This window comes from Stenotrophomonas sp. STEN225 (assembly GCF_056756445.1).
The window spans coordinates 37,628-62,310 of sequence record NZ_JBRRBV010000020.1 but is presented as its reverse complement, the minus strand read 5'-3'; the positions used below and the strand labels follow the sequence as shown (position 1 = coordinate 62,310).

Below are 24,683 nucleotides of genomic sequence, written 5' to 3'. Positions count from 1 at the left end.
CGGCATCGAGCAGGTCAACCAGACCGTGGTGCAGATGGACGAGACCACCCAGCAGAACGCCGCGCTGGTGGAGGAAGCCACCGCCGCTGCACGGGCGATGGAGGAACAGGCCGCGCAGCTGGCCGATGCCGTGGCGATCTTCCGCCTCGACAACCAAGTGGCCGCCGCAGTGAAGGCGGTGGCCGCACGGGTGGAACCAACGGTGACCGCCAACACGGCACGCGCGCATGCGCCGGCCGCGCCGGTCCGCCGCGCCCACACTCCCCCCGTCGTCGCCAGCGACTGGCAGGAATTCTGAGAACCCGCGGTGGCTGCGGCCACCGCCCACGCCGATGGACACGTCCCCCGTGCATAGTCCCAGCCCCATCGTCACCGGTCCGCGCGAGTTCGAGTTCGCCGACCGCGATTTCCGCCGTGTCTGCGACCTGATCTACCAGCGGGTGGGCATCGCCCTCGCGCCCGCCAAGCGCGACATGGTCTATGGCCGCCTGTCGCGTCGCCTGCGCACACTCGGCATGCGCAGCTTCCAGCAGTATCTCGACCATTTGGAACAGGAGGGCGGTGACGAATGGCAGGCGTTCACCAACGCCCTGACCACCAACCTCACCTCCTTTTTCCGTGAGCCCCACCATTTCGACAAGCTGCGCGAGGAACTGCGGCAGCGCTCCGGCCACGCCCCGCTGCTGCTGTGGTCCTGCGCCGCGTCCACCGGTGAGGAACCCTACTCCATGGCGATCACCGCGTGCGAGGCGTTCGGCAGCCTGAAGCCGCCGGTCCGCATCATCGCCACCGATGTCGACACACAGGTCCTGGCCACCGCAGGCCGTGGCGTGTACGCCATCGACCGCGTCGCCAGCCTCGATCCGGAGCTCCGCCGACGGTATTTCCAGCGTGGCAGTGGCCCCAACGAGGGCCAGTGCCGGGTGCTGCCCGCACTGCGCGAACTGATCGAGTTCCGCCCGCTGAATCTTCTTGCCCCGCGCTACGACGTTGGCGGCCCGTTCGATGCGCTGTTCTGCCGCAACGTGATGATCTATTTCGACAAGCCGACCCAACGCGCCATCCTTGGCCGGCTGGTGCAGCATCTCACCGATGACGGACTGCTCTACACCGGCCACTCGGAGAACTACCTGCACGCGGCCGATCTGATCCAGCCCTGTGGCCGCACCCTGTACCGCCGCGCGCAGGGGGCCGGGGCATGAACGCCTCGCTGCGCACCGACGAGGTGATGCGCTACCAGGACGCGCGCTTCCAGACCCTCGCCGCCAAGCTGTTGCCGACCCAGTACCTGGTGGTCGACGACACCACTGCGCTGACCACCACGCTGGGCTCCTGCGTGGCTGCGTGTCTGCGCGATCCGGTGCTGAAGATAGGCGGCATGAACCATTTCCTGCTGCCGGAAGGCAATGCCGGTGACGGCGCGCCTGCACGCTACGGCAGCTATGCGATGGAGCTTCTCATCAACGACATGCTCAAGCGCGGCGCGCACCGCAAGCGCCTGGAAGCCAAGGTGTTCGGCGGCGCCAACGTGCTCAAGGGTTTCACCAGCAATCCAGTAGGAACCCGCAACGCCGAGTTCGTGCGCCAGTACCTGCAGGCCGAGCACATTCCGATCATCGCCGAAGATCTGTGCGGCATCCATCCACGCAAGATCTGGTTCTTTGCCGATACCGGGCGCGTGGTCGTGCAGCGCCTGCCACATGCCCACGAAGCGGAAGTGGCCGCCACCGAGTCGGCAGTGCGTGCCCGTCTGTCCAGGGCCCCGGTCACCGGTGGCGTGGAGCTGTTCGAATGACCCTGACCGGCAACGCCCCCTGCCGGGTCCTGATTGTGGACGACTCCGCCGTCGTGCGGCAGATGCTGACCGAAATCCTCTCCAGCGATCCGGCCATCGACGTGGTCGGCACCGCCGCCGATCCGCTGCTGGCACGCGAGAAGATCAAGCGCCTCGCTCCGGACGTGATCACCCTGGACGTGGAGATGCCGCGCATGGACGGGCTGGCCTTCCTGGAAAACCTGATGCGCCTGCATCCCTTGCCGGTGGTGATGATTTCTTCGCTGACCGAGCGGGGGGCCGACACGACTCTGCAGGCGCTGGCACTGGGTGCCGTGGATTTCGTTTCCAAACCAAAACTCGATGTGGCGCGCGGACTGCAGGGCTATGCCGAAGAGATCATCGGCAAGGTGAAGATGGCCGCACGCTCGCGGGTGCGGCCGCTGGTGCGGGCCGCCGCACCGAAGCTCACCCTGGATGCGGCACCGGCATCGCGCCCGGTGGCACCACAGTTCCGCACCACCGACCGCCTGATCGCGATCGGTTCGTCAGCCGGTGGCACCGAAGCCCTGCGCGTGGTGCTGGAAGGCCTGCCCGCCGATGCACCGGCGGTGGTGATGACCCAGCACCTGCCGGCCAGCTTCAGCAGCGCCTTCGCCGAACGCCTGGACCGGCATTCGGCGATGGCCGTGCGCGAGGCCAGCGACGGCGAAGCCGTGCTGCCCGGCCATGCCTATCTGCCGCCGGGCGGCAGGCACCTGCGGATCATCCGCGATGGTGCGCGCTGGCGTTGCCGCGTCGATGACGGCCCCGCCGTGAACCGGCACAAGCCTGCGGTCGATGTGCTGTTCCGTTCGGTGGCCCAGAGTGCCGGCGGCAATGCCATCGGCGCCATCCTCACCGGCATGGGCGATGACGGCGCGCGCGGGCTGCTGGAAATGCGCCAGGCAGGCGCTCCGACGCTGGTGCAGGATGAAGCCACCAGTGTGGTCTGGGGCATGCCCGGTGCCGCGTTCAAGCTCGGCGCGGCCGAGGAACAGGTGCCGCTGGAACGGATCGCCGAGCGCCTGCTCGCCCTCGCCCGCGGGCAGTAGCGACGAACGCACGCTCCACCCTGCAATAAAAAACCCCCGGCTTTCGCCGGGGGTTTTCGTTTCAACGCATCAGGCGGCGACCGTATTGGCCACGTCCTGGTACTCCTCGATCTGGTCGAAGTTCATGTAGCGGTAGATCTCGCTGCCGCTGGCGGCGATCACGCCGACGTCGGCCATGTATTCTTCCTTGGTCGGGATGCGGCCCAGACGCGAGCAGATCGCGGCCAGCTCGGCCGAACCCAGGTACACGTTGGTGTTGCGGCCCAGACGGTTCGGGAAGTTGCGGGTCGAGGTCGACATCGCGGTGGAGCCTTCGCGGATCTGCGCCTGGTTGCCCATGCACAGCGAGCAGCCCGGCATTTCCATGCGCGCGCCGGTCGCACCGAAGGTGCCGTACACGCCTTCCTTGGTCAGCTCGGAAGCGTCCATCTTGGTCGGCGGGGCCACCCACAGACGGGTCGGCAGGTCGCGCTTGCCTTCCAGCAGCTTCGCGGCCGCACGGAAGTGGCCGATGTTGGTCATGCACGAACCGATGAACACTTCGTCGATCTTGGCGCCGGCCACTTCGGACAGGGTCTTCACGTCGTCCGGATCGTTCGGGCAGGCCACGATCGGCTCGTGGATGTCGGCCAGGTCGATCTCGATGACGGCAGCGTACTCGGCGTCGGCGTCCGGCTCCAGCAGCTGCGGGTTGGCCAGCCAGGCCTCCATCTTCTCGATGCGACGCTGCAGCGAACGCGGATCCTGGTAACCCTCGGCAATCATCCACTTCAGCAGGGTGATGTTGCTGGTCAGGTACTCGATGATCGGTTCCTTGTTCAGGCGCACCGAGCAACCGGCGGCGGAACGCTCGGCCGAGGCGTCGGAGAGCTCGAACGCCTGCTCGACCTTCAGCTCCGGCAGGCCTTCGATTTCCAGGATGCGGCCGGAGAAGATGTTCTTCTTGCCAGCCTTGGCAACCGTCAGCAGGCCCGACTTGATCGCGTACAGCGGAATCGCGTTGACCAGGTCACGCAGGGTCACGCCCGGCTGCATCTGGCCCTTGAAGCGCACCAGCACCGATTCCGGCATGTCCAGCGGCATCACGCCGGTAGCGGCGGCGAAGGCCACCAGGCCCGAGCCGGCCGGGAACGAAATGCCCACCGGGAAGCGGGTGTGCGAGTCGCCGCCGGTGCCGACGGTGTCCGGCAGCAGCATGCGGTTGAGCCAGCTGTGGATCACGCCGTCGCCCGGACGCAGCGAGATGCCACCGCGGGTGGAGATGAACTCCGGCAGCGTGTGGTGGGTCTTCACGTCCACCGGCTTCGGATACGCGGCGGTGTGGCAGAACGACTGCATCACCAGGTCGGCCGAGAAGCCCAGGCAGGCCAGATCCTTCAGCTCGTCACGGGTCATCGGGCCGGTGGTGTCCTGCGAGCCCACCGAGGTCATCTTCGGTTCGCAGTAGGTACCCGGGCGCATGCCCTGGCCTTCCGGCAGACCGCAGGCGCGGCCGACCATCTTCTGCGCCAGCGAGAAACCCTTGCCGGTGTCGGCCGGCTGCACCGGCAGGCGGAACAGGGTGGTCGGGGCCAGGCCCAGCGCTTCGCGCGCCTTGCCGGTCAGGCCACGGCCGACGATCAGCGGAATGCGGCCGCCGGCACGCACTTCGTCGAACAGCACTTCGGACTTCACTTCGAACTCGGCGATCACTTCGCCGTTCTTCAGTGCCTTGCCGTCATACGGACGCAGCTCGACAACGTCGCCGTGCTCCATCTTCGAGACATCCAGCTCGATCGGCAGCGCGCCGGCATCTTCCATGGTGTTGTAGAAGATCGGGGCAATCTTGCCGCCCAGGCACACGCCACCGGCGCGCTTGTTGGGGATGTAGGGGATGTCGTCGCCGGTCCACCACAGCACGCTGTTGGTCGCCGACTTGCGCGAAGAGCCGGTGCCGACCACGTCGCCGACGTAGGCCACCAGGTGACCCTTTTCCTTCAGCGACAGGATCTGCTGGATCGGACCGCGCTTGCCGTCTTCTTCCGGAGTGAACGGCGCGTCATCGCGCTTGTTCTTCAGCATCGCCAGGGCGTGCATCGGAATGTCAGGACGGGTGGTGGCATCCGGCGCCGGCGACAGGTCGTCAGTGTTGGTTTCGCCCGGCACCTTGAACACGGTGATGGTCAGGCTCTGCGGCACTTCCGGCTTGCTGGTGAACCACTCGGCGTCGGCCCAGCTCTGCAGCACGGCCTGGGCATTGGCATTGCCGGCCTTGGCCTTGTCCTGCACGTCGTGGAACGCATCGAACACCAGCAGGGTGTTCTTCAGGCCGTCGGCGGCGATGGTGCCGACGCTGGCGTCGTCCAGCAGCTGCACCAGCGGGGCCACGTTGTAACCGCCCAGCATGGTGCCCAGCAGCTCGGTGGCGCGCTCGCGGCTGATCAGCGGATTCTGCTCGCTGCCCAGCGCGATCGCGGCCAGGTACGAGGCCTTGACCTTGGCGGCGTCGTCCACGCCGGCCGGCACACGGTGGGTCAGCAGGTCGAGCAGGAACTCGGCCTCGCCCGCCGGCGGGTTCTTCAACAGTTCAATGACGTCTGCCGTCTGCTGGGCGGTCAGCGGCAGCGGCGGGATGCCAAGCGCGGCGCGCTCGGCTACGTGGTGGCGATAGGCTTCCAACATGACAACTCCCGGGTAATGCGGTTATGGAACAGTGAAAGGAATGCAACGGGCTCAGGCGTGCGGCACGATCAGCTTCAGGCCCTTGAAGTAGTCGCGGTAAAACGTGTCGTTCCAGGTGATGAGCCCGTCGCACTGCAGCAGTGCATGGGCCCCCACCATGAAGTCGTCCAGGCTGCGGCGCTGGGTACCACGCTGGCGGTGGCGGCGATGCATCTCGCCGGCGCGCAATGCCGATTTGGCTTCCAGCGCGTTGAAGTGGACGCCCATCTCTTCCAGCGCTTCCAGCACCTCGGCCCCGCCACGCAGGCTGGCGCAGACTTCGGCCAAGGTCGCCCCGCACACCACCACCTTGCCGCCGACCAGGCTCTGCCGCAGGCAGGCCTCGACGGCGTCGGCCTGCGGGCCATTGCTCATCAGTTCGACCAGCACAGGGGAATCGACGGCGATCATCACGGCTTAGTCCTCGTCGCGCACCGCGCGTACGGCGGCGTCGGCGGAATCAAAGCCGTCCAGCGCGAACTTGCCGCGCGCCCGTGAAATCGCGTCGTCGACACTCTTGCGCAGAATGATGCGGCTGCCGTCCAGTTCGACCTTGAGCTGGGTGCCCTTGGTCAGGCCCAGGGCGTCACGCACAGCCTTGGGCAGGGTGATCTGACCGCGTTCGGCGACAGTGGCTTCCATGGGTAGGCCCTCTTCGGTATGTACGAATTATACATACTCAAGGCGTCATACCGCCAGCCGCCCCCCCCTTACGGCAATGCCGGCACGTGGCCGGCATTGTCCGTTCAGCTTGATGCCTTCACTCAGAACGCAACCTGCAGCCGGGTATTGACCGTCGTGCCCTCGTCCTTGCCGCGCACCGTACCGGTGGGGTTGTCGGTCTGCCAGCGGATCACGTCGAGCATCACCCGGCTGTAGTCGTTGAGATACCAGTTGGCACCCACCGTCCACGCATGTCCGGTGCCGCCGGTCGGCAGTTCCGAGTAGTCCACGTCCTCGTAGCGCGCACGCAGCTCCCATGCGCCCCGCCCGCCACGGGTGACCGGATCGGCCACCTTGACCCGGCCCCAGGTGCCGGTCTTGCCCGAGTACGCCGGGCTGGCCCTGCCAAGGAACCAGCCGGCGGAAATCGCCCAGGCCTGGTGATCGAGGTCGTAACGGCCGCTGGCATCGGCACCGCGCAGGTTGCGCGTACCCCACTCGCCCGTGGCCCAGCCCTGGCCAAAGAAGCCCGCCGCCTCCACACCGTAGGCGGTGCTGCGATCGGTGCCGACCAGCGTGCCCGGTGTGATCTTGACCAGATCGTTGAAGTGGCCGGCAATGGCGGAGCTGCGCAGCACGCCCGAGGAGCCTGCGGCGATCTCTTCGTGGAACGCCCACGCTCCCAGATGCACGGTCGCGGCCTTGCTGTCGATCGGGTTCCAGTGGACGCGGGTGGCCCAGGTCTGGCTGTCGTTGTTGTCACCGGCATTGTTGAGGTCGTTGCCGGCCACTGACAGGCTGGCGTGCCAGCCCTTTCCGTACACGCGCTCGGTGAGGCCGACGCCGAACAGGCCCCGCTGCGGCAGCATCAGCGTGCCCACCACGTTGCGGTCCGGGAACGGCGTGTTGGAGGTGCTGCTGGAGCCATCGATGCCGCGGTCGTTGAGGCGGTTGCCCACGGTGAGGTCGGCAGGCAGGCCGAACAGCCTGTGGTCCACAGTGGCATACACCGACTTCCACGCCACCTCGTTGTCAGCGAAGTCGCCCTCAACCACCCAGCCGAGCGTGCCGTAGCGGCCCTCCGCGCCCAGGCGCACCGAACGGATCTCGGTACCGGAGATGTTGCGGTCGCTGCTGGACGAGCCGTCGGTGCTGGAGCCGTCCACGAACAGACGACCGCGCGGGCGGAAGATCACGTTGCCGTCAGCGCTGCTGAATTCCGGCGCGCCCTTCGACCACGACACCTTCGGCGCCTTGGACTGCTGGGTTTCCAGCGCCGCAACACGGGTTTCCAGGGCAGGCGCAGGAGGGGCAGCCGCCGCGTTGCCGGCGGTCGTACCGACGCCTTCCAGCGCATCCAGTCGCGACTGCAGTTGCTGGATCTGCTGCGCCTGCTGCTGCACCAGCGCGGCGAGTTCGGCCTGGCTCAGCGGGGCCGGCGGGGCCGTGGCGGACTGTGCTCCGGCATGGCCGCTGGCCAGCAGCAGGCCAAGGGCGACCGTCAGCGCTGCGCGCGGCAGCACGGGATGGCTATGCATGGTGTTCTCTCCAGCCAGCCGGCCCCCTGGCCTGGCGCTGGCCCGTTGCGATGATGCGGGGGAATTACGGAAGGGCGCGCCGCCGGATCATTCCAGCGGCGCGCCAGGAAGGCTCAGCTGGTGGCCTGGGCCTGGGCGTTTGGACGCCAGGTGATGAGCTTGTTCTCGACCACGTCGAGCAGTGCATCGATGACCAGCACGAAGGCGGCCAGGATGATGATGCCGGCGAACACGCCCACGGCATTGAAGTTGCCTTCTGCCTGCGCGATCAGGTAACCCAGGCCCGCCGAGGCACCCAGATATTCGCCGATGATCGCGCCGACCACGGCAAAGCCCACCGAGGTGCGCAGCGAGGACAGGATCCAGCTCGCCGCCGCCGGGAAGTACACGTGACGCAGCAGGTCACTGCGGCTGGCACCGAGAATGCGGGCATTGGCCAGCACCACCGGGTTCACTTCGCGCACGCCCTGCATGGCATTGAAGAACGTGGTGAAGAACACCAGCGTCACCGCCAGTGCCACCTTCGACCACAGCCCCAGGCCCAGCCACAGCACGAAGATCGGCGCCAGCACCACGCGCGGGATGGCATTGAAGCCCTTGATGAAGGGATCGAGGATGCGCGCCGAGCGCCGGCTCAGGCCCAGCCACACACCGCCTGCAACGCCCAGCCCGGTACCGATGAGGTAGCCCAGCGCGGTTTCGGTCAGGGTGATGTACACGTGCTGGTAGAACGAGGTATCCGACAACCAGTTCCACGCCTGCTGGGCGATGGCCGTGGGCGCGGGGAAGAAGAACGGGTCGATCCAGCCCAGCGCGATGCCGCCCTCCCAGCCACCGAACACGGCGATGACCAGTGCGATCTGGATGAAACGGTCAGTCCTGGCGTGCATAGCTCTTCTCCACTTCGCCGCGCAGGCAGGCCCAGATGTCGCGGTACAGGTCGGTAAAACGTTCGTCGAGCTTGATCTCGGCAACGTTGCGGGGGCGTTCCAGGTCCACATCGAAGCTGCGCACCACGCGGCTTGACGGACCCGAGGACAGCACCACCACGCGGTCGCCCAGCGCGATGGCCTCTTCCAGGTCGTGGGTGATCAGGATCACCGAGCGACGGTCTTCCTGCCACAGGCGCAGCAGTTCGTTCTGCATCAGATGGCGGGTGTGGATGTCCAATGCCGAGAACGGCTCGTCCATCAGGATCACCTTGGGCTCCACGATCAGTGCCTGTGCCATCTGCACGCGCTTGCGCTGGCCGCCGGAGAGCTGGTGCGGATAGCGGTGCTCGAAGCCGGTCAAGCCGACCTTGGCCAACCAGGTGGTGACCTTCTGCCGGCGCTCGGCTTCATCGACGCCGCGGAACTTCAGGCCCAGTTCCACGTTCTGGAAGGCGGTCTTCCACGGCAGCAGCGCGTCCTGCTGGAACAGGTAGCCGACGGACGCCTGCACGCCATTGACGGCGCGTCCGTCGATGCTCACGTCACCGGCGCTGGGCTTGAGCAGGCCCGCCACGGAATTGAGGATGGTGCTCTTGCCGCACCCGGTGGGACCGACGATGGCGAGGAACTCGCCATTACCGACCTGGATATCGACATCGCGCACGGCGGTGAAGTCACCGAAGGACATGGTCACCTTGTTGATGGCGACCATGGTCTGTGCGGGCTCCAGCTGCGGCGCGCCATTGAACTGGCGCACGGTGGCATTGAGGGCCATGGGTTATCTCCGCTTACGGTTGGGTTGCCTGCGTCGCGGCGCTGGCGCGCTCGACGAAGGCATTGGTGTAGGTCCGGGACAGGTCGATGTCCGCGTTGGCCACGTCCTTGTTGAACTCGCGCAGCACCTTCAACGGCGTTTCCAGGTCCGCGGGCGTGAAGTGGCCATCGGTGGTGAAGATGGCGCGGGCGTTCTCCACGGCGCGCGCGTAGGTGGCGCGGTCGCCGGAGACGTAGCTGTCCGGCAGCGCAGCGACGATGTCCTCGGCACTGTTGTCGGCGATGAACTTCAATGCCATCTGCTCGGCGCGGGCGATCTTCTCGGCTGCTTCGGGACGTGCCTCCAGGAAGCTGCGGTTGGCGTACATCACCGAGGTGGGATAGAGACCGCCGTACACCTGGCGTGCCCCCTCGTCGCTGCGCGCATCAATGATGATCCTGCCGACCTTGCGCTCGGTGATCAGGGTCGCGGCCGGATCGTAGTTGACCAGCAGGTCGATCTTGCCCTGCTCGAGCGCCGCCACCGCCGCCGCACCAGAACCCACGCCGATCAGCGAGATGCTGTCCACCGGGATGTCGTGCTGGGCCAGGAAGTGGCGCACGAAGAAGTCCGATGACGAACCCGGGGCGGTAATGCCGATCTTCTGGCCCTTGATGGACTGCGGGCGCGCCGGATCGAAGCTGGCATCCTCGCGGCCGGCCATCACCAGGCCCGAATTGCGCGACAGCAGCACGAAGCCGACCACGTCCTTGTGCTTGGCCTGCATCTGGATGGTGTGGTCGTAGAAGCCGACCGCCACGTCGGTCGAATTGGCGACCAGGGCCTGCAGCACCTTGGAGCCGCCCTGCGCGAAGTTCTCGGTCTTCACCTGCAGGCCGACGTCCTTGAAGTAGCCCTTGGCGTCGGCGATGAAGAACGGCAGGTTGTTGAGGTTGTAGGAACCGACGCTGATCCGCACCGGCGCATCGTCGCCGCCGGGCGCCGAGGCCCCGCTGGCATCGTCTTTGCCGCAACCGGACACGGCCAGGCTCGCCGCGCACAGCGCGGCCATGAAGAACTGCTTGTACATCATCCCTCCCAGGAGTGAAGCATCTGCGTTGTAGTGGCCTGGCCACGCGCATCTGCGCGACCCCGACCGGTTTCAGGTCATGCCGCTGAGGTCCATTGGCGGGCTTCGGTGGAATGGGTTTCGGCAGTGGCAGGCGAAGTCGCGAACACGCGCCCTTCGAACAGGCGGCGCGCGGTACGGACCACGCTGGCAACGACCGGCGCATCGTCCGAGCTGCGGCTCAGGCCCACTTCCAGCAGGCCGCTCGGATGTTCGAGGGTAATGCTGCCCGGCATCGGCAGGCATCCGACGAAAGTGTTGGCCAGGGTGCCGGGCGTGACTGCGGCGGTGGCCAGACCGACCGCGCCGGTGATGGCAAGCGCGGTGTGGCATTGGTGGGGCATGAAGTAGCGCACCTGCAGGTCGCCGCCCTGCTGCGGTGCGGAAAGCAGCACTGGCTTGGGAATCACCTTGCTGCCCGCGTCGGCGATGCCCATGCGCGTACCCGCCTCGATGCGCATCGCTTCCAACCGCGCCAGCAGCGCATGATCCGCGTTCAGTTCCGCCGGCGAGGCGTCACCGCGGACACCCATATCGGCCGCGCGCACCATCATCATCGGCATCGCGCAATCCACCAGGCTGACGGCGATGCCGTCGATCATATCCTGCGGCCGCCCACTGGGCAGCAGCCGGCCGGTACGTGCACCGGCCGCATCGAGAAAGGCCAGGCGGACCGGCGCGGCAGCGCCAGGCGCGCCCGCGATACGCGTGTCGCCCCGGTAGGCCACCTGGCCGTTCGGGGTTTCCACCGTGGCCACGATCAACTTGCCGGTGTTGACGTTGTGGATGCGCACTTCGGTGCGCGGGTGGCGCGCAGGAACCAGTCCGCGTTCGATCGCGAAGGGACCGACCGCCGCCAGCATGTTGCCGCAGTTGGGGGTGGTATCCACCACCCGCTGCTCGACCCGGACCTGCGCGAACAGATAGTCGACATCGGCATCGGCGCGGCTGGCGGGGCTGACGATCGCCACCTTGCTGGTCAGCGCATTGCCACCGCCGATGCCATCGATCTGCAGCGGATGGCCCGAGCCCATCACCTCCAGCAGCAGCTGGTCACGCAGGCCGGCGTCGGCCGGCAGGTCCGAGGCCAGGAAGAACGGCCCCTTGGACGTGCCGCCACGCATGAGGACGCAGGGGATACTGAGCAGATCGTTCGACATACGTGTGCTAGATTGATGCGTATAGGGGATGAATGACCCTTCTGTGATTCGATACTGGCATGAGCCGGATTGATCTGTGAATTGCTGATTTTTGGATGATTGATACCGTATGAGCATCAATTGCGAAATCCTCGATCTGCGCGCGTTCCTGCTCGTCGCCGAGACGCGCAGCTTCCATCGCGCCGCTGAAACCCTGCACGTCTCGCAGCCCGCGCTCAGCCGCCGGATCCAGAAGCTGGAGCAGGCCGTCGGCTCACCGCTGCTCGAACGCACCACCCGCAGCGTCAGCACTACCGCGGTCGGCGAGAACCTGCTGCCGCTGGTACGGCGCATGCTGGAGGAATTCGATGGTTCGCTGTTCTCGCTGCGCGGGCACGACGACACGCGCGGCGCCACGGTCACCATCGCCTGCCTGCCCACCGCGGCGTTCTACTTCCTGCCCAGTGTCATGGCACGCTTCCACGACGCGCATCCGCACGTCCGCTTCCGCATCCTCGACATTCCCGCCACCGAGGGGTTGCAGGCAGTGGAACGCGGCGAAGTGGAGTTCGGCATCAATTTCATGGGTGCCAACGATCCCAACCTGGATTTCGATGTACTGGCCGAGGACCCGTTCGTGCTGGCCTGCCGCCGCGATCATCCGCTGGCCCGCAAGCGCCGCGTGGAATGGGCCGATCTTGCCCAGCACCAGCTGATCACCGTGCATCGCACCAGTGGCAACCGGACCCTGCTCGATGGCGCCCTCGCCCGTGAGAACCTGAAGCTGAGCTGGCATTACGAAGTGACCCACCTGTCCACCTCCCTGGGCATGGTCGAGGCCGGGATCGGCGTGTCGGTGCTGCCGAAGATGGCTACCCCGGACGGCGACCATCCCATCCTGGTGACCCGGCCGATCGGCAATCCGGTGGTCTCGCGCACCATCGGCATCGTGCGCCGCCGTGGTGCCCTGCTCTCGCCCACGGCCGAACGCTTCCTGCAGATGCTGATGAGCCAGTGGCGGGGCAAGCCGTGACATCGGCACTACATACAGCCATGTAACCTTGCGTCCTGCGCCGAGGACGTTCCCGGCCGCGCCGGCTCCGCCATACTGGCGGGGATCCGGTGGCGGAGAGCCCCGGCATACGCAAGCAGGTCCGTCCATGCACGGGCCACTGCAAGCCATCCGCAAGAAGGAGTCATCCCGCATGAGCGATTCGTTCTCCACCCGCAGCCAGCTGGACGTCGGCGGCAAGACCTACGACTACTTCAGCCTGCCCACACTGGGCCAGCGCTTCGACATCTCCCACCTTCCCTACTCGATGAAGATCCTGCTGGAGAATCTGCTCCGGCACGAAGACGGCGGCGTCACCGTCGGCAAGGAGCACATCGAGGCCGTTGCCCGCTGGAGCCCGGCGGCCGAGCCGGACACCGAAATCGCCTTCATGCCCGCGCGCGTGGTCCTGCAGGACTTCACCGGCGTACCGTGTGTCGTCGATCTGGCCGCCATGCGCGATGCGGTGGTCAAGCTGGGCGGCAAGCCGGAACAGATCAACCCGCAGATCCCTTCGGAACTGGTGATCGACCATTCGGTACAGGTCGATGTGTTCGGCAAGCCGGACGCGCTCGATCTCAATGGCAAGATCGAATTCCAGCGCAACCAGGAACGCTACGGGTTCCTGCGCTGGGGCCAGAAGGCGTTCGACAACTTCAAGGTGGTGCCGCCCAACACCGGCATCGTCCACCAGGTGAACCTGGAGAACCTGGCCCGCGTGGTGATGACCGCGGACAAGGATGGCAGGGCCGTGGCCTACCCGGACACCGTGTTCGGTACCGACAGCCACACCACGATGATCAACGGCATCGGCGTGCTTGGCTGGGGCGTGGGCGGCATCGAAGCCGAAGCGGCCATGCTGGGCCAGCCGTCGTCGATGCTGATCCCGCAGGTGGTCGGCTTCAAGCTCACCGGCCGGCTGCCTGAGGGCGCCACCGCCACCGACCTGGTGCTGACCGTCACCCAGATGCTGCGCAAGCTGGGCGTGGTCGGCAAGTTCGTCGAATTCTATGGCGATGGCCTGCAGCACCTGCCACTGGCCGACCGCGCCACGATCGGCAACATGGCACCGGAATACGGCGCCACCTGCGGCATCTTCCCGATCGACGCCGAATCACTGAACTACCTGCGCCTGTCCGGTCGCAGCGAAGAACAGATCGAACTGGTCGAGGCCTACGCCAAGGCGCAGGGCCTGTGGCACGAACCGGACAGCCCCCATGCCCAGTACAGCACCACGCTGGAGCTGGACATGGGCACGGTGAAGCCGTCACTGGCCGGACCGAAGCGCCCGCAGGACCGCGTGCTGCTGGAAGACGTGCAGAAGAACTACCGCGAAGCCCTCGTCGGCCTGACCAGCAACCGTGACAAGCGCAGCGACGATGTGGCCTCCTTCCTCAACGAGGGCGGCGGCACAGCGGTCGGCAACGAACAGCTGGCCAAGGGCTTCGCCGACATCGAGATCGAAGGCCGGAAGGTCCGCCTGAAGGATGGCGCGGTGGTCATCGCCGCGATCACCTCCTGTACCAACACGTCCAACCCGGCGGTGATGATCGGTGCCGGCCTGCTGGCGCGCAACGCGGCGGCCAAGGGCCTGGATCGCAAGCCCTGGGTGAAGACTTCGCTGGGCCCAGGCTCGCGCGTGGTCACCGACTATCTGGAAAAGGCCGGGGTGCTGAAGGAGCTGGAGAAGATCGGCTTCTACGTGGTCGGCTACGGCTGCACCACCTGCATCGGCAACTCCGGCCCGCTGCCGACCGAGGTCAGTGCCGGCATCGCCGCCGGTGACCTGGTGGTGACCTCCGTGCTGTCGGGCAACCGTAATTTCGAAGGCCGCGTGCATCCCGAAGTGAAGATGAACTACCTGGCCAGCCCGCCACTGGTGGTCGCCTACGCCATCGCCGGCACCACCGACATCGATCTGACCACCCAGCCGCTGGGCACCGGCAGCGACGGCCAGCCGGTCTACCTGCGCGACATCTGGCCGAGCAACAAGGAAATCGGCGATGTCATCGCCGCCACCATCGGCCCAGAGATGTTCAAGCAGAACTACGCCGACGTGTTCAAGGGCGATACGCGCTGGAACACCATCGCCTCGCCGGACGGCAATCTGTACGAGTGGAGCGATGACTCCACCTACATCAAGAACCCACCGTACTTCGATGGCATGACCATGCAGACCGGCAGCATCGACGACGTGCATGGCGCGCGTGTGATGGGTCTGTTCGGCGACTCGATCACCACCGACCATATCTCGCCGGCCGGCAACATCAAGAAGGATTCGCCCGCGGGGCGTTACCTGCAGGCCCGGGGCGTGCAGCCCGCCGACTTCAACAGCTACGGCAGCCGCCGCGGCAATGATGACGTGATGGTCCGCGGCACCTTCGCCAACATCCGCATCAAGAACCTGATGTTCGGCGGCGAGGAGGGTGGCAACACCCTGTACTACCCGGCCGGCGGTGGTCAGCCGGAGAAGCTGGCGATCTACGACGCGGCGATGAAGTACAAGGCCGACAAGGTGCCGCTGGTCGTGCTGGCCGGGAAGGAGTACGGCACCGGTTCGTCGCGCGACTGGGCCGCCAAGGGCACCCTGCTGCTGGGCGTGAAGGCGGTCATCGCCGAGAGCTTCGAGCGCATCCACCGCTCCAACCTGGTCGGCATGGGCGTGCTGCCGCTGCAGTTCCGCAATGGTGAGAACGCGCAGTCGCTGGGGCTGGATGGCTCGGAAGTCATCGACATCACCGGCCTGGAGGACGGTGCGAGCAAGCGCGCCACGGTCACCGCGACCCGGGCCGATGGCACGCAGAAGCGCTTCGAGGTGTCGGTGATGCTGCTGACACCGAAGGAAGTGGAATACTTCCGCCACGGCGGCCTGCTGCAGTACGTGCTGCGTCAGCTGGCTGCCCGCTGACCCGGCGGGCGGCATCCGGCGGGCGGAAGCCCGGCCCCGGCGTCACCGCCGGGGCGCTGCGGAGGCGCGCGAACCGGTGGTTCGCAACCGCGCCTCCTCGCCCACCACGGCGGCCTGCTGCAGTACGTGCTGCGTCAGCTGGCTGCCCGCTGACCCGGCGCGCGGCATCCGGCGGGCGGAAACCCGGCCCCGGCGTTACCGCCGGGGCCGAATCGCCCATGAATCATATTTTTGATATTTTTCACCATTCATGCAATTTGCATGAAACAGGCGTAAGGTGATCGCACAGGTCCCCTGGAGCACCGCCATGCTGCACGCCCCCGTCCGCTTCGACCCGATCAACGAGCTGACCCACACCACCGCCTCGTCGGTGAAGGAACATTGGCGCAAGGTCATGCAGGAAGTGCGCGACCAGCACATGGTCGTGGTCACCAATCACAACGAACCGCAGGCGGTGATCGTTTCCATCGAGCAGTACCGCGCGCTGCAGGCCAAGGTCGAAGCGCTGGAAAGCTCGCTGGAGGAACTGCGTGGGCAGGACCCGGCCCTGGCGGATCTGCGTGCCGGCTTCGACCAGCGCCTGGCGGTGATGCAGCACGCCCAGGCCGGTGATGCTGCACGCGCGCTGCTGCGTCGCCCTGCCCGCCTGAAGGGCCAGGTCAAGGCGGGCACGGGCCACTGATGCCACGCCCGTTCCTGTATGTGCTTGCCGGCGTCAATGGCGCCGGCAAGAGTTCGGTGGGTGGCCACGTGCTGCGCGAAGCCGGCCTGGAATGGTTCAACCCCGATACGTTCGCCCGCGGGCTGCGCGAGCGGGCCGGCCTGGACGCCATGGAGGCCAATGCCGAAGCCTGGCAGGAGGGTGTCAACCGTATCCGCGACGCCCTGGATCACGCCCGCAACCATGCCTTCGAGACCACGCTGGGGGGCAACTCCATCACCGCACTGCTGCGTGAGGCCAGCCGCACCCATGACGTGCTGATGTGGTTCTGTGGACTGTCCAGCCCGGAGCAGCACATCGCCCGGGTACGCGCACGGGTGCAGGCCGGTGGCCACCCCATTTCCGAAGTCGACATCCGCCGCCGCTGGCCGCTGGCGCAGCAGAACCTGATCGGGCTGATGCCGGTGCTGGCGCAGCTGCAGGTCTACGACAACAGCGCCGACGCCGCGCCGGGCGAGGCCGTGCCCGATCCACAGCTGCTGCTGCAGATGGAGGACGGCCACCTGCAATGGCCGGCCGCCGATGACCTGCAGCAGCTGCAGCGCACGCCCCCATGGGCGACAGCTCTGCTGGAAGCCGCCCTGCGCCTGTAATGCCAAGGGCCGGCAGTGCGCTCAGCGCCGCGGCGCGTCCGGATCGGTGCGCAATGCGCGCAGCAGGCCCAGCATGTAGAACGCCAGGGTGAACGAGAACGGTAGACCGCACAGGACCACGGCCGTCTGCATCGCGCTGAAGTTGCCCGCCAGCAGCAGGCCGATGCTGGCCACGGTGATGCCCACCGCCCAGAACACGCGCAGCCAGATCGGCGCATCGTGACCATCCTCCACCCCGTCGTCGACACGGCGGGTGCACAGGTTGGCGATCATCAGCGTGCCCGAATCGACCGGGGTCAGGAACAGTACGAAACCGATCACCACTGCGGCACCGGCTACATAGGGTGCGCCGGGCAGGTACTCCAGCAGCTTGAACAGGGTCATCGCTGCATCGTGCTGCGCCACCTGCCCCAGCACCGCCTGGCCATGGTTGAGCACCAGGTCGATGGCGGTGTTGCCGAAGATCGACAGCCACGCCAGCGTGAAGCCGAGCGGTATCAACAGCACGCCCATCACTACCTCGCGGATGGTGCGGCCGCGCGAGATGCGTGCCACGAACAGGCCCACGAACGGCGCCCAGGCGATCCACCACGCCCAGTAGAACAGCGTCCAGGAACCCATCCAGGCGCGGCCCTGCGGATCGTTGAGATACATGTCGAAGCTCTTGCGCACGAATGCGCCGAGATAGTCGCCCGTGTTCTGCACCAGGCCATCGAACAGATGCAGGGTCGGGCCGGTAACCAGCACGAACAACAACAGCGCGCACAACAGGCGCACGTTGAGGTTGGACAGCCAGGCGATGCCCTTCTCGACCCCCGCCACTACGCCGATGGTGGCCACCACCATCATCACCAGCACGATCGCGACCAGCACCTGCGGTGTGTCCGGGATGTGGAACAGATAGACCAGGCCGGACTGCAGCACCAGCGCACCGATGCCGAGATTGGTGACCATGGAGATCAGCGTGGCGAGAATGCCGAAGCCATCGACCATGTCGCCGATGCGGCCATGAATGCGCTCACCGAAGATCGGATACAGCGCCGAGCGCAATGCCAGCGGCAGGTTGCGGCGATAGGCGAAATAGCCCAGCGCCACCCCGACCAGCGCGTACAGCGCCCAGCCATGCAGGCCCCAGTGCAGGAAGGTCAGCACCATCGCCTCGCGCCCGGCCGCCACCGTGCCGCCCGGCTGGCCCGGCGGATTGAGGAAATGGTCCAGCGGCTCATAGGCGCCGTAGTACAGCAGTGCGATACCGATACCCGCCGAGAACAGCATCGACACCCACGCGACGTAGCCGAAGGCGGGCGATTCCTCGTTGTGGCCCAGGCGGATACGGCCATAGGGCGAGAACGCCAGCCACAGTACGAATCCCAGGCACAGCACGACCAGCAGCATGTACCACGCGCCGAACGCAGCCGAGATCTCGGCCTGCGCCCATTGCAGCCAGTGCTCGCTGGCATCGGGATAGAGGACGGTGAGCAGCCCGAGAATGCCGATCGACACCGAGGAGCTGAGGAAGACAAAGCGGTTCAAGCGCAGGGGCGAACGCTTGGGATGAGCCTGGGAAGACATGGGATCGTCTCATCAGTCCGAAGGAGCACATGGGCGGGGCCGGACCGGGAAACCGGGCCCATGGCGTGGGGCGCGAGCGCATCCTAGGGTTTATTGATTGAACGTTCAATCAATAAAAAGCATAATGATGGCCAACCCGATGCCTCGGGTCGCAATCCGTGGAGAGACAATGCCGAAGAAGGGCGTGGAGCCGGTCCGTCGCGAACAGTTGATCCGGGCCACTTTCCAGACCATCGACGAAATGGGCATGGCCGATGCCACCGTCGCCACCATCGCCAGGAAGGCCGGGCTGTCCAGCGGCATCGTCGCCCATTACTTCGGCGACAAGGACGGCCTGCTCAACGCTGCGATGCGGCAGATCCTGCGCGAACTGCGGGACGCGGTCGCCCGCTGCCGGGCCGGGGTCGGCGACGATCCCCGCGACCAGCTGCGCGCCATCGTCGATGGCAACTTCGATGACAGCCAGATCAATGGCACCGCGATGCGTGTCTGGCTCACCTTCTGGGCCGCGAGCATGCACCAGCCGGAACTGGCGCGCCTGCAGCATGCCAACGACCAGCGCCTGTTCTCCAACCTGTGCCACCAGTTCAACCGCGTGCTGCCACGCCCACAGGCACGCCTCGCCGCCCGCGGCCTGGCCGCGATGATCGATGGCCTCTGGCTGCGCGGCAGCCTGGTCGGCGGCGCCTTCGATGCTGACAAGGCCCGACGCATCGCCTACGGCTACATCGACTTCCAGTTGCAGGCCGACGCGCTATAAGCGCTTTCAGCTTCCCGCCCCCTTTCGAGGAGTACGCCCCATGACCACCCTGCCCGTCCAACAGCTCTACATCCATGGCCGCCGGGTCGATGCCACCAGCGGCAAGACCTTCGCCACGGTCAACCCCGCCACCGGTGAGGTCATCGCCGAGGTGCAGGTCGCCAGCCAGGCCGACGTCGAACGCGCCGTCGAAAGCGCCACCGAAGGCCAGAAGGCATGGGCGGCAATGACCGCCATGGAACGTTCGCGCATCCTGCGCCGCGCCGTGGAGATCCTGCGCGAGCGCAATGACGAACTGGCCCGCCTGGAAACGCTCGATACCGGCAAGGCGCTGGCGGAAACCACCACGGTGGACGTCGTCACCGGCGCCGATGTGCTGGAGTATTACGCTGGCCTGGCGACCGCCATCGAAGGCATCCAGCTGCCGCTGCGCGAATCCAGCTTCTTCTACACCCGCCGTGAACCGCTGGGCGTGGTCGCCGGCATCGGTGCCTGGAACTACCCGATCCAGATCGCCCTGTGGAAGTCGGCGCCGGCACTGGCCGCCGGCAATGCGATGGTGTTCAAGCCGTCCGAGGTCACGCCGCTGACCGCCCTCCGGCTTGCCGAGATCTACACCGAAGCCGGCGTGCCGGCCGGCGTGTTCAATGTCGTGCAGGGCCCCGGTCGCGAAATCGGCAACTGGCTCACCGAACATCCGGTGATCGAGAAGATCTCCTTCACCGGCGGCGTGGCCACCGGCAAGAAGGTGATGGCTGCAGCCGCCTCCTCCTCGCTGAAGGAAGTGACCATGGAACTGGGCGGCAAATCGCCGCTGGTGATCTGCGATGACGCCGATCTCGACCGCGCCGCCGACATCGCGGTGATGGCCAATTTCTTCAGCTCCGGCCAGGTGTGCACCAATGGCACCCGCGTGTTTGTGCCGCGCGGCATGCTGGCCGCGTTCGAGGCCGCCGTGGTCGAGCGCGTCAAGCGCATCCGCATCGGCGATCCGATGGCCGCGGGCACCAACTTCGGCCCGCTGACCAGCTTCCCGCACATGGAGAACGTGCTGCGCTACATCGAAAGCGGCAAGACCGAAGGCGCGCGCCTGCTGATCGGCGGCGGCCGTGCCACCGACGGCACGCTGGCCCAGGGCGCCTATGTGCTGCCGACCGTGTTCTCCGACTGCCGCGACGACATGACCATCGTCAAGGAAGAAATCTTCGGGCCGGTCATGAGCATCCTTGCCTATGACAGCGAAGATGAAGTGGTCCGCCGCGCCAACGACACCACCTTCGGCCTCGCCGCCGGCGTGGTCAGCAAGGACATCAGCCGCGCCCACCGCATCATCCATCGCCTGGAAGCCGGCATCTGCTGGATCAACACCTGGGGCGAATCGCCAGCCGAAATGCCGGTGGGTGGCTACAAGGAGTCCGGTGTCGGCCGCGAGAACGGCCTCTCGACCCTGGGCCACTACACCCGCATCAAGTCGGTGCAGGTCGAACTGGGCGACTACGCCAGCGTGTTCTGAGCCGCGCCCCTCGTCCGGCCACCGCGCCGATCCGACATTCCGCCGGGACGCCTGTTTGCAGCGTGTCCCGGCCTGAAGGAGAACAACCATGAGCACCCATAACGAGTACGACTACATCATCATCGGCGCCGGTTCGGCCGGCAACGTGCTGGCCACCCGCCTGACCGAAGATGCCGATGTGAGCGTACTGCTGCTGGAAGCGGGTGGCCCGGACTACCGGCTCGACTTCCGCACCCAGATGCCGGCGGCGCTGGCGTTTCCGCTGCAGGGCAAGCGCTACAACTGGGCCTACAAGACCGATCCAGAGCCCTTCATGAACAACCGCCGCATGGACTGCGGCCGTGGCAAAGGCCTGGGCGGTTCGTCGCTGATCAACGGCATGTGCTACATCCGCGGCAACGCGATGGACTACGACAACTGGGCGAGCATGCCCGGCCTGGACGACTGGACCTATCTGGACTGCCTGCCCTACTTCCGCAAGGCCGAGACCCGCGACATCGGCCCCAACGATTACCACGGGGGCGATGGCCCGCTGCGGGTGACCACCCCCAAGGCCGGCAACAACGAACTGTTCGCAGCCATGGTTGAAGCCGGCGTGCAGGCAGGCTATCCGCGCACCGATGACCTCAACGGCTACCAGCAGGAAGGCTTCGGCCCGATGGACCGCACGGTCACGCCGAAGGGCCGCCGCTCCAGCACCGCCCGCGGCTATCTGGATCTGGCCAGGCCGCGCCCGAACCTGACCATCGTCACCCACGCGCTGACCGACCGCATCCTGTTCTCCGGCAAGCGCGCGGTGGGCGTGCAGTGGCTGCGCAACGACCAGCCGCAGCGTGCCACTGCCCGCCGCGAGGTGCTGTTGTGCGGCGGCGCCATCGCCTCGCCACAGATCCTGCAGCGCTCCGGCGTGGGCCCGGCCGATCTGCTGCGCAGCCTCGACATCGACCTGGTGCATCACCTGCCGGGCGTCGGCGCCAATCTGCAGGATCACCTGGAGATGTATCTCCAGTACGAATGCAAGAAGCCGGTCTCGCTGGCGCCGGCGCTGAAGCTGTACAACCAGCCGGCAATCGGCGCTGAATGGCTGTTCCTGGGCACTGGTATCGGCGCCAGCAACCAGTTCGAGGCCGGCGGCTTCATCCGCAGCGATGCCGAGTTCGACTGGCCCAACCTGCAGTATCACTTCCTGCCGGTGGCCATCAACTACAACGGGTCCAATCCGATCAAGGCACACAGCTTCCAGATGCATGTCGGCTCGATGCGCTCGCCCAGCCGTGGCCGCATCCATGTCCGCTCCAAGGATCCGCGCGAGCATCCAAGCATCCTGTTCAACTACATGTCGCACGACCAGGACTGGCGCGAGTTCCGCGCGGCGATCCGCATCACCCGCGAGATCTTCGCGCAGCCGGCACTGGCTCCATACAGCGGCCGCGAGATTTCGCCGGGCAGTGCACTGCAGACCGATGCACAGATCGACGCGTTCGTCCGTGAGCATGCTGAGACGGCATACCACCCGTCCTGCTCCAACAAGATGGGCCACGCCGATGATCCGATGGCGGTGGTGGACGGCCAGGGCCGTGTGCATGGTCTGGAGGCCCTGCGCATCGTCGACGCCTCGATCATGCCGCAGGTGGTGACCGGCAATCTCAACGCGCCGACCATCATGATCGCCGAAAAGCTCGCCGACGTGATCCGCGGCCGTGCGCCGCTGCCCCGCAGCACCGCGCCCTACTACAAGGCCAATGGTGCGCCGGTGCGCAGGCAGGGCTGAGCACCGCACGCACCCTGAAACACCCGCCGGGCATGGCCCAGCGCTGCCAGTTCGGTGGCGCGGGGCCATGCCCGCCGGCATTTGACGCGATCGCACAGGCCGTCGCGCGATGCCCTCTTCGCGTTTCCCCTACGGCGGGGTATGCTGCAATGACCGGCCGCTGTCAGTACGCTCAGGGTCGGACCCAACAATCACGATTCCTGGAGGGGGAATATGAGTCTGGATCGTCCCTGGCTGCAGAGCTATCCGAAAGGCGTTCCCGCCGAGATCGACGTCAACGAATTCCATTCGGTAGCCTCCGTCTTCGACGCCTCCGTCGCCAAGTACCGCGACCGCCCCGCCTACTCCAGTTTCGGCAAGGTCCTCACCTATGGCGAGACCGATGCGCTGGTTGACCAGTTCGCGGCCTACCTGCTGGGTGAGCTCAAGCTCAAGAAGGGCGACCGCGTCGCCCTGATGATGCCCAACTGCCTGCAGTACCCGGTCGCCACCTTCGGCGTGCTGCGTGCGGGCCTGACCGTGGTCAACGTCAACCCGCTGTATACCGCACGCGAACTGAAGCACCAGCTGGTCGACGCCGGCGCCTCGGTGCTGGTGGTGGTCGACAACTTCGGCGATACCGTCCAGCAGGTCATCGCCGACACGCCGGTCAGGCAGGTGGTCACCACCGGCCTGGGCGATCTGCTCGGCGCGAAGGGCGCGATCGTCAACTTCGTGCTGAAGTACGTCAAGAAGATGGTGCCCAACTATCACGTGAAGGGCGCCATCCGCTTCAAGCAGGCACTCAAGCTCGGCAGCCGCCACACCCTGCCCGAGGTCGAGATCGACCACGACGACGTGGCGTTCCTGCAGTACACCGGCGGCACCACCGGCGTGGCCAAGGGCGCGATGCTGACCAACCGCAACCTGATCGCCAACATGCAGCAGGCCTCGGCATGGCTGTCGACCTCCGGCATCGAGCCGGGCAAGGAAGTGATCATCACCGCGCTGCCGCTGTACCACATCTTCGCGTTGACCGCGAACGGTCTGGTCTTCATGAAGTTCGGCGGCTGCAATCATCTGATCACCAATCCGCGCGACATGAAGGGCTTCGTCAAGGAGCTCAAGGGCACGCGCTTCACCGCCATCACCGGCGTCAACACGCTGTTCAACGGTCTGCTCAATACGCCCGGTTTCGATGAGATCGATTTCTCGTCGGTGAAGTTCACCCTGGGCGGCGGCATGGCGGTGCAGCGCGCTGTGGCCGAGCGCTGGAAGAAGGTTACCGGGGTGACGTTGGTCGAGGCCTACGGCCTGACCGAAACCTCGCCGGCCGCCTGCATCAACCCGCTTACCCTGCCGGAGTACAACGGCTCCATCGGCCTGCCGATCCCGTCCACCGATGCGTGCATCAAGGACGACAACGGCAACATCCTGCCGCTGGGTGAGGTGGGCGAGCTGTGCATCAAGGGCCCGCAGGTGATGAAGGGCTACTGGCAGCGCCCCGAAGAGACCGCCCAGGCGATCGACAGCGACAGCTGGCTGCATACCGGCGACATGGCGAAGATGGATGAACGAGGCTTCTTCTACATCGTCGACCGCAAGAAGGACATGATCCTGGTGTCCGGCTTCAATGTGTATCCGAACGAAGTCGAAGACGTCATCGCGATGATGCCGGGCGTGCTGGAAGTGGCCGCGGTCGGCGTGCCGGACGAGAAGTCCGGCGAAGTGGTCAAGGTGGTGATCGTGAAGAAGGATCCGAACCTGACCGCCGAAATGGTCAAGGAGCATGCCCGGGCAAATCTGACCGGTTACAAGCACCCGCGCATCGTGGAGTTCCGCAAGGAACTGCCGAAGACCAATGTCGGCAAGATACTCCGTCGCGAGCTGCGCGATACGCCCGCGCAGTAAGGGTTTCCACGGTTCGACGCAGCTCAGGGCCCCGCCGGCGACGGCGGGGCCCTTTTCGTTGGCGGCCAGCGCGGGCGGCGGCCGCTTGCAGGCGGTTCACGAGCGGTGCATAGAATCACTCGCCACCGCACGTTCCGCCCACTCCCTCACATTCCATCTCTCCGTCCGCTCTGCGGTTGGC

At 66.3% G+C, this 24,683-nt stretch carries 20 protein-coding genes and 1 pseudogene; 12 read left to right on the top strand and 9 right to left on the bottom strand.

The window, feature by feature from the left end:
• From ACVOJ1_RS16885 to ACVOJ1_RS16870, 4 genes and pseudogenes are all read left to right on the top strand, one after another.
• Positions 1–298, top strand: a pseudogene (locus ACVOJ1_RS16885) (methyl-accepting chemotaxis protein); the annotation flags it as partial.
• Positions 299–332: 34 nt separating this feature from the next.
• On the top strand, positions 333–1,202 hold the full coding sequence (locus ACVOJ1_RS16880) for a CheR family methyltransferase (RefSeq protein WP_053519996.1): 870 nt from the start codon (positions 333–335) through the stop codon (positions 1,200–1,202).
• The gene (cheD, locus tag ACVOJ1_RS16875; RefSeq protein ID WP_053519995.1) at positions 1,199–1,795 is read left to right on the top strand and encodes a chemoreceptor glutamine deamidase CheD; all 597 of its coding nucleotides are present in this window, start codon (positions 1,199–1,201) and stop codon (positions 1,793–1,795) included. Before ACVOJ1_RS16880 ends, cheD begins: the two co-directional genes overlap by 4 nt.
• A complete protein-coding gene (locus ACVOJ1_RS16870) occupies positions 1,792–2,868 on the top strand; it encodes a protein-glutamate methylesterase/protein-glutamine glutaminase (protein ID WP_346480682.1) in 1,077 nt (358 codons plus the stop codon). Before cheD ends, ACVOJ1_RS16870 begins: the two co-directional genes overlap by 4 nt.
• A 69-nt stretch (positions 2,869–2,937) precedes the next feature.
• Here the strand turns inward: ACVOJ1_RS16870 and acnB are convergent, their stop codons facing one another.
• The 8 genes from acnB to ACVOJ1_RS16830 all read right to left on the bottom strand — a co-directional run bounded on the left by acnB (position 2,938) and on the right by ACVOJ1_RS16830 (position 11,744).
• Entirely contained in the window at positions 2,938–5,529 is a 2,592-nt protein-coding gene (acnB, locus tag ACVOJ1_RS16865; protein ID WP_053519994.1) for a bifunctional aconitate hydratase 2/2-methylisocitrate dehydratase, read from the bottom strand.
• Between the two features lie 51 nt (positions 5,530–5,580).
• Entirely contained in the window at positions 5,581–5,979 is a 399-nt protein-coding gene (locus ACVOJ1_RS16860) for a type II toxin-antitoxin system VapC family toxin (protein ID WP_346480681.1), read from the bottom strand.
• A gap of 6 nt (positions 5,980–5,985) precedes the next feature.
• Complete coding sequence (locus ACVOJ1_RS16855) at positions 5,986–6,210, bottom strand: AbrB/MazE/SpoVT family DNA-binding domain-containing protein (RefSeq protein WP_053519992.1); 225 nt, start codon at positions 6,208–6,210, stop codon at positions 5,986–5,988.
• A gap of 122 nt (positions 6,211–6,332) precedes the next feature.
• Entirely contained in the window at positions 6,333–7,769 is a 1,437-nt protein-coding gene (locus ACVOJ1_RS16850; RefSeq protein ID WP_346480680.1) for an OprO/OprP family phosphate-selective porin, read from the bottom strand.
• A gap of 113 nt (positions 7,770–7,882) precedes the next feature.
• Complete coding sequence (locus ACVOJ1_RS16845) at positions 7,883–8,659, bottom strand: ABC transporter permease (RefSeq protein ID WP_053519990.1); 777 nt, start codon at positions 8,657–8,659, stop codon at positions 7,883–7,885.
• Positions 8,643–9,476 (bottom strand): ABC transporter ATP-binding protein, encoded by an 834-nt coding sequence (locus tag ACVOJ1_RS16840; RefSeq protein ID WP_164152601.1) that lies wholly within the window; start codon positions 9,474–9,476, stop codon positions 8,643–8,645. Before ACVOJ1_RS16840 ends, ACVOJ1_RS16845 begins: the two co-directional genes overlap by 17 nt.
• A 13-nt stretch (positions 9,477–9,489) precedes the next feature.
• Entirely contained in the window at positions 9,490–10,545 is a 1,056-nt protein-coding gene (locus ACVOJ1_RS16835; RefSeq protein ID WP_340044782.1) for an ABC transporter substrate-binding protein, read from the bottom strand.
• Positions 10,546–10,622: 77 nt separating this feature from the next.
• Positions 10,623–11,744, bottom strand: a complete 1,122-nt coding sequence (locus tag ACVOJ1_RS16830) for a 4-oxalomesaconate tautomerase (protein ID WP_164152603.1) — start codon at positions 11,742–11,744, stop codon at positions 10,623–10,625.
• A gap of 109 nt (positions 11,745–11,853) precedes the next feature.
• On the opposite strand from ACVOJ1_RS16830, the gene ACVOJ1_RS16825 reads away from it, so the two are divergent.
• The 4 genes from ACVOJ1_RS16825 (at position 11,854) to ACVOJ1_RS16810 (ending at position 16,996) form a co-directional block, all read left to right on the top strand.
• The gene (locus ACVOJ1_RS16825; protein WP_053519987.1) at positions 11,854–12,756 is read left to right on the top strand and encodes a LysR family transcriptional regulator; all 903 of its coding nucleotides are present in this window, start codon (positions 11,854–11,856) and stop codon (positions 12,754–12,756) included.
• A 172-nt stretch (positions 12,757–12,928) separates the two neighbouring features.
• Positions 12,929–15,682, top strand: coding sequence for an aconitate hydratase AcnA (gene acnA, locus ACVOJ1_RS16820; protein WP_053519986.1), 2,754 nt, complete (start codon positions 12,929–12,931; stop codon positions 15,680–15,682).
• A gap of 307 nt (positions 15,683–15,989) precedes the next feature.
• Positions 15,990–16,364 (top strand): type II toxin-antitoxin system Phd/YefM family antitoxin, encoded by a 375-nt coding sequence (locus ACVOJ1_RS16815; RefSeq protein WP_346480679.1) that lies wholly within the window; start codon positions 15,990–15,992, stop codon positions 16,362–16,364.
• Positions 16,364–16,996 (top strand): ATPase, encoded by a 633-nt coding sequence (locus tag ACVOJ1_RS16810; RefSeq protein ID WP_065175621.1) that lies wholly within the window; start codon positions 16,364–16,366, stop codon positions 16,994–16,996. Before ACVOJ1_RS16815 ends, ACVOJ1_RS16810 begins: the two co-directional genes overlap by 1 nt.
• Before the next feature lie 21 nt (positions 16,997–17,017).
• Here the strand turns inward: ACVOJ1_RS16810 and ACVOJ1_RS16805 are convergent, their stop codons facing one another.
• Positions 17,018–18,568 (bottom strand): BCCT family transporter, encoded by a 1,551-nt coding sequence (locus ACVOJ1_RS16805; RefSeq protein WP_346480678.1) that lies wholly within the window; start codon positions 18,566–18,568, stop codon positions 17,018–17,020.
• A gap of 169 nt (positions 18,569–18,737) precedes the next feature.
• Here ACVOJ1_RS16805 and betI point away from each other — a divergent pair, with 169 nt between their 5' ends.
• From betI to ACVOJ1_RS16785, 4 genes are all read left to right on the top strand, one after another.
• Positions 18,738–19,328 (top strand): transcriptional regulator BetI, encoded by a 591-nt coding sequence (gene betI / locus ACVOJ1_RS16800; RefSeq protein WP_053520388.1) that lies wholly within the window; start codon positions 18,738–18,740, stop codon positions 19,326–19,328.
• Between the two features lie 40 nt (positions 19,329–19,368).
• Positions 19,369–20,841 carry a betaine-aldehyde dehydrogenase gene (gene betB / locus ACVOJ1_RS16795; protein WP_346480677.1) on the top strand — a complete coding sequence of 491 codons (1,473 nt, stop codon included), beginning with the start codon at positions 19,369–19,371 and terminating at the stop codon, positions 20,839–20,841.
• A gap of 88 nt (positions 20,842–20,929) precedes the next feature.
• Positions 20,930–22,612, top strand: a complete 1,683-nt coding sequence (betA, locus tag ACVOJ1_RS16790) for a choline dehydrogenase (RefSeq protein ID WP_053520386.1) — start codon at positions 20,930–20,932, stop codon at positions 22,610–22,612.
• A gap of 213 nt (positions 22,613–22,825) precedes the next feature.
• Positions 22,826–24,502: a long-chain fatty acid--CoA ligase gene (locus ACVOJ1_RS16785; RefSeq protein ID WP_053520224.1), complete on the top strand. Its 1,677-nt coding sequence runs from the start codon at positions 22,826–22,828 to the stop codon at positions 24,500–24,502.
• Positions 24,503–24,683: the final 181 nt, after the last annotated feature.

Coding starts and splice junctions, on each gene's coding strand:
- ACVOJ1_RS16880 (WP_053519996.1), top strand. CDS start 333: ATGGACACGTCCCCCGTGCATAGTCCCAGCCCCATCGTCACCGGTCCG.
- cheD (WP_053519995.1), top strand. CDS start 1,199: ATGAACGCCTCGCTGCGCACCGACGAGGTGATGCGCTACCAGGACGCG.
- ACVOJ1_RS16870 (WP_346480682.1), top strand. CDS start 1,792: ATGACCCTGACCGGCAACGCCCCCTGCCGGGTCCTGATTGTGGACGAC.
- acnB (WP_053519994.1), bottom strand. CDS start 5,529: ATGTTGGAAGCCTATCGCCACCACGTAGCCGAGCGCGCCGCGCTTGGC.
- ACVOJ1_RS16860 (WP_346480681.1), bottom strand. CDS start 5,979: ATGATCGCCGTCGATTCCCCTGTGCTGGTCGAACTGATGAGCAATGGC.
- ACVOJ1_RS16855 (WP_053519992.1), bottom strand. CDS start 6,210: ATGGAAGCCACTGTCGCCGAACGCGGTCAGATCACCCTGCCCAAGGCT.
- ACVOJ1_RS16850 (WP_346480680.1), bottom strand. CDS start 7,769: ATGCATAGCCATCCCGTGCTGCCGCGCGCAGCGCTGACGGTCGCCCTT.
- ACVOJ1_RS16845 (WP_053519990.1), bottom strand. CDS start 8,659: ATGCACGCCAGGACTGACCGTTTCATCCAGATCGCACTGGTCATCGCC.
- ACVOJ1_RS16840 (WP_164152601.1), bottom strand. CDS start 9,476: ATGGCCCTCAATGCCACCGTGCGCCAGTTCAATGGCGCGCCGCAGCTG.
- ACVOJ1_RS16835 (WP_340044782.1), bottom strand. CDS start 10,545: ATGTACAAGCAGTTCTTCATGGCCGCGCTGTGCGCGGCGAGCCTGGCC.
- ACVOJ1_RS16830 (WP_164152603.1), bottom strand. CDS start 11,744: ATGTCGAACGATCTGCTCAGTATCCCCTGCGTCCTCATGCGTGGCGGC.
- ACVOJ1_RS16825 (WP_053519987.1), top strand. CDS start 11,854: ATGAGCATCAATTGCGAAATCCTCGATCTGCGCGCGTTCCTGCTCGTC.
- acnA (WP_053519986.1), top strand. CDS start 12,929: ATGAGCGATTCGTTCTCCACCCGCAGCCAGCTGGACGTCGGCGGCAAG.
- ACVOJ1_RS16815 (WP_346480679.1), top strand. CDS start 15,990: ATGCTGCACGCCCCCGTCCGCTTCGACCCGATCAACGAGCTGACCCAC.
- ACVOJ1_RS16810 (WP_065175621.1), top strand. CDS start 16,364: ATGCCACGCCCGTTCCTGTATGTGCTTGCCGGCGTCAATGGCGCCGGC.
- ACVOJ1_RS16805 (WP_346480678.1), bottom strand. CDS start 18,568: ATGTCTTCCCAGGCTCATCCCAAGCGTTCGCCCCTGCGCTTGAACCGC.
- betI (WP_053520388.1), top strand. CDS start 18,738: ATGCCGAAGAAGGGCGTGGAGCCGGTCCGTCGCGAACAGTTGATCCGG.
- betB (WP_346480677.1), top strand. CDS start 19,369: ATGACCACCCTGCCCGTCCAACAGCTCTACATCCATGGCCGCCGGGTC.
- betA (WP_053520386.1), top strand. CDS start 20,930: ATGAGCACCCATAACGAGTACGACTACATCATCATCGGCGCCGGTTCG.
- ACVOJ1_RS16785 (WP_053520224.1), top strand. CDS start 22,826: ATGAGTCTGGATCGTCCCTGGCTGCAGAGCTATCCGAAAGGCGTTCCC.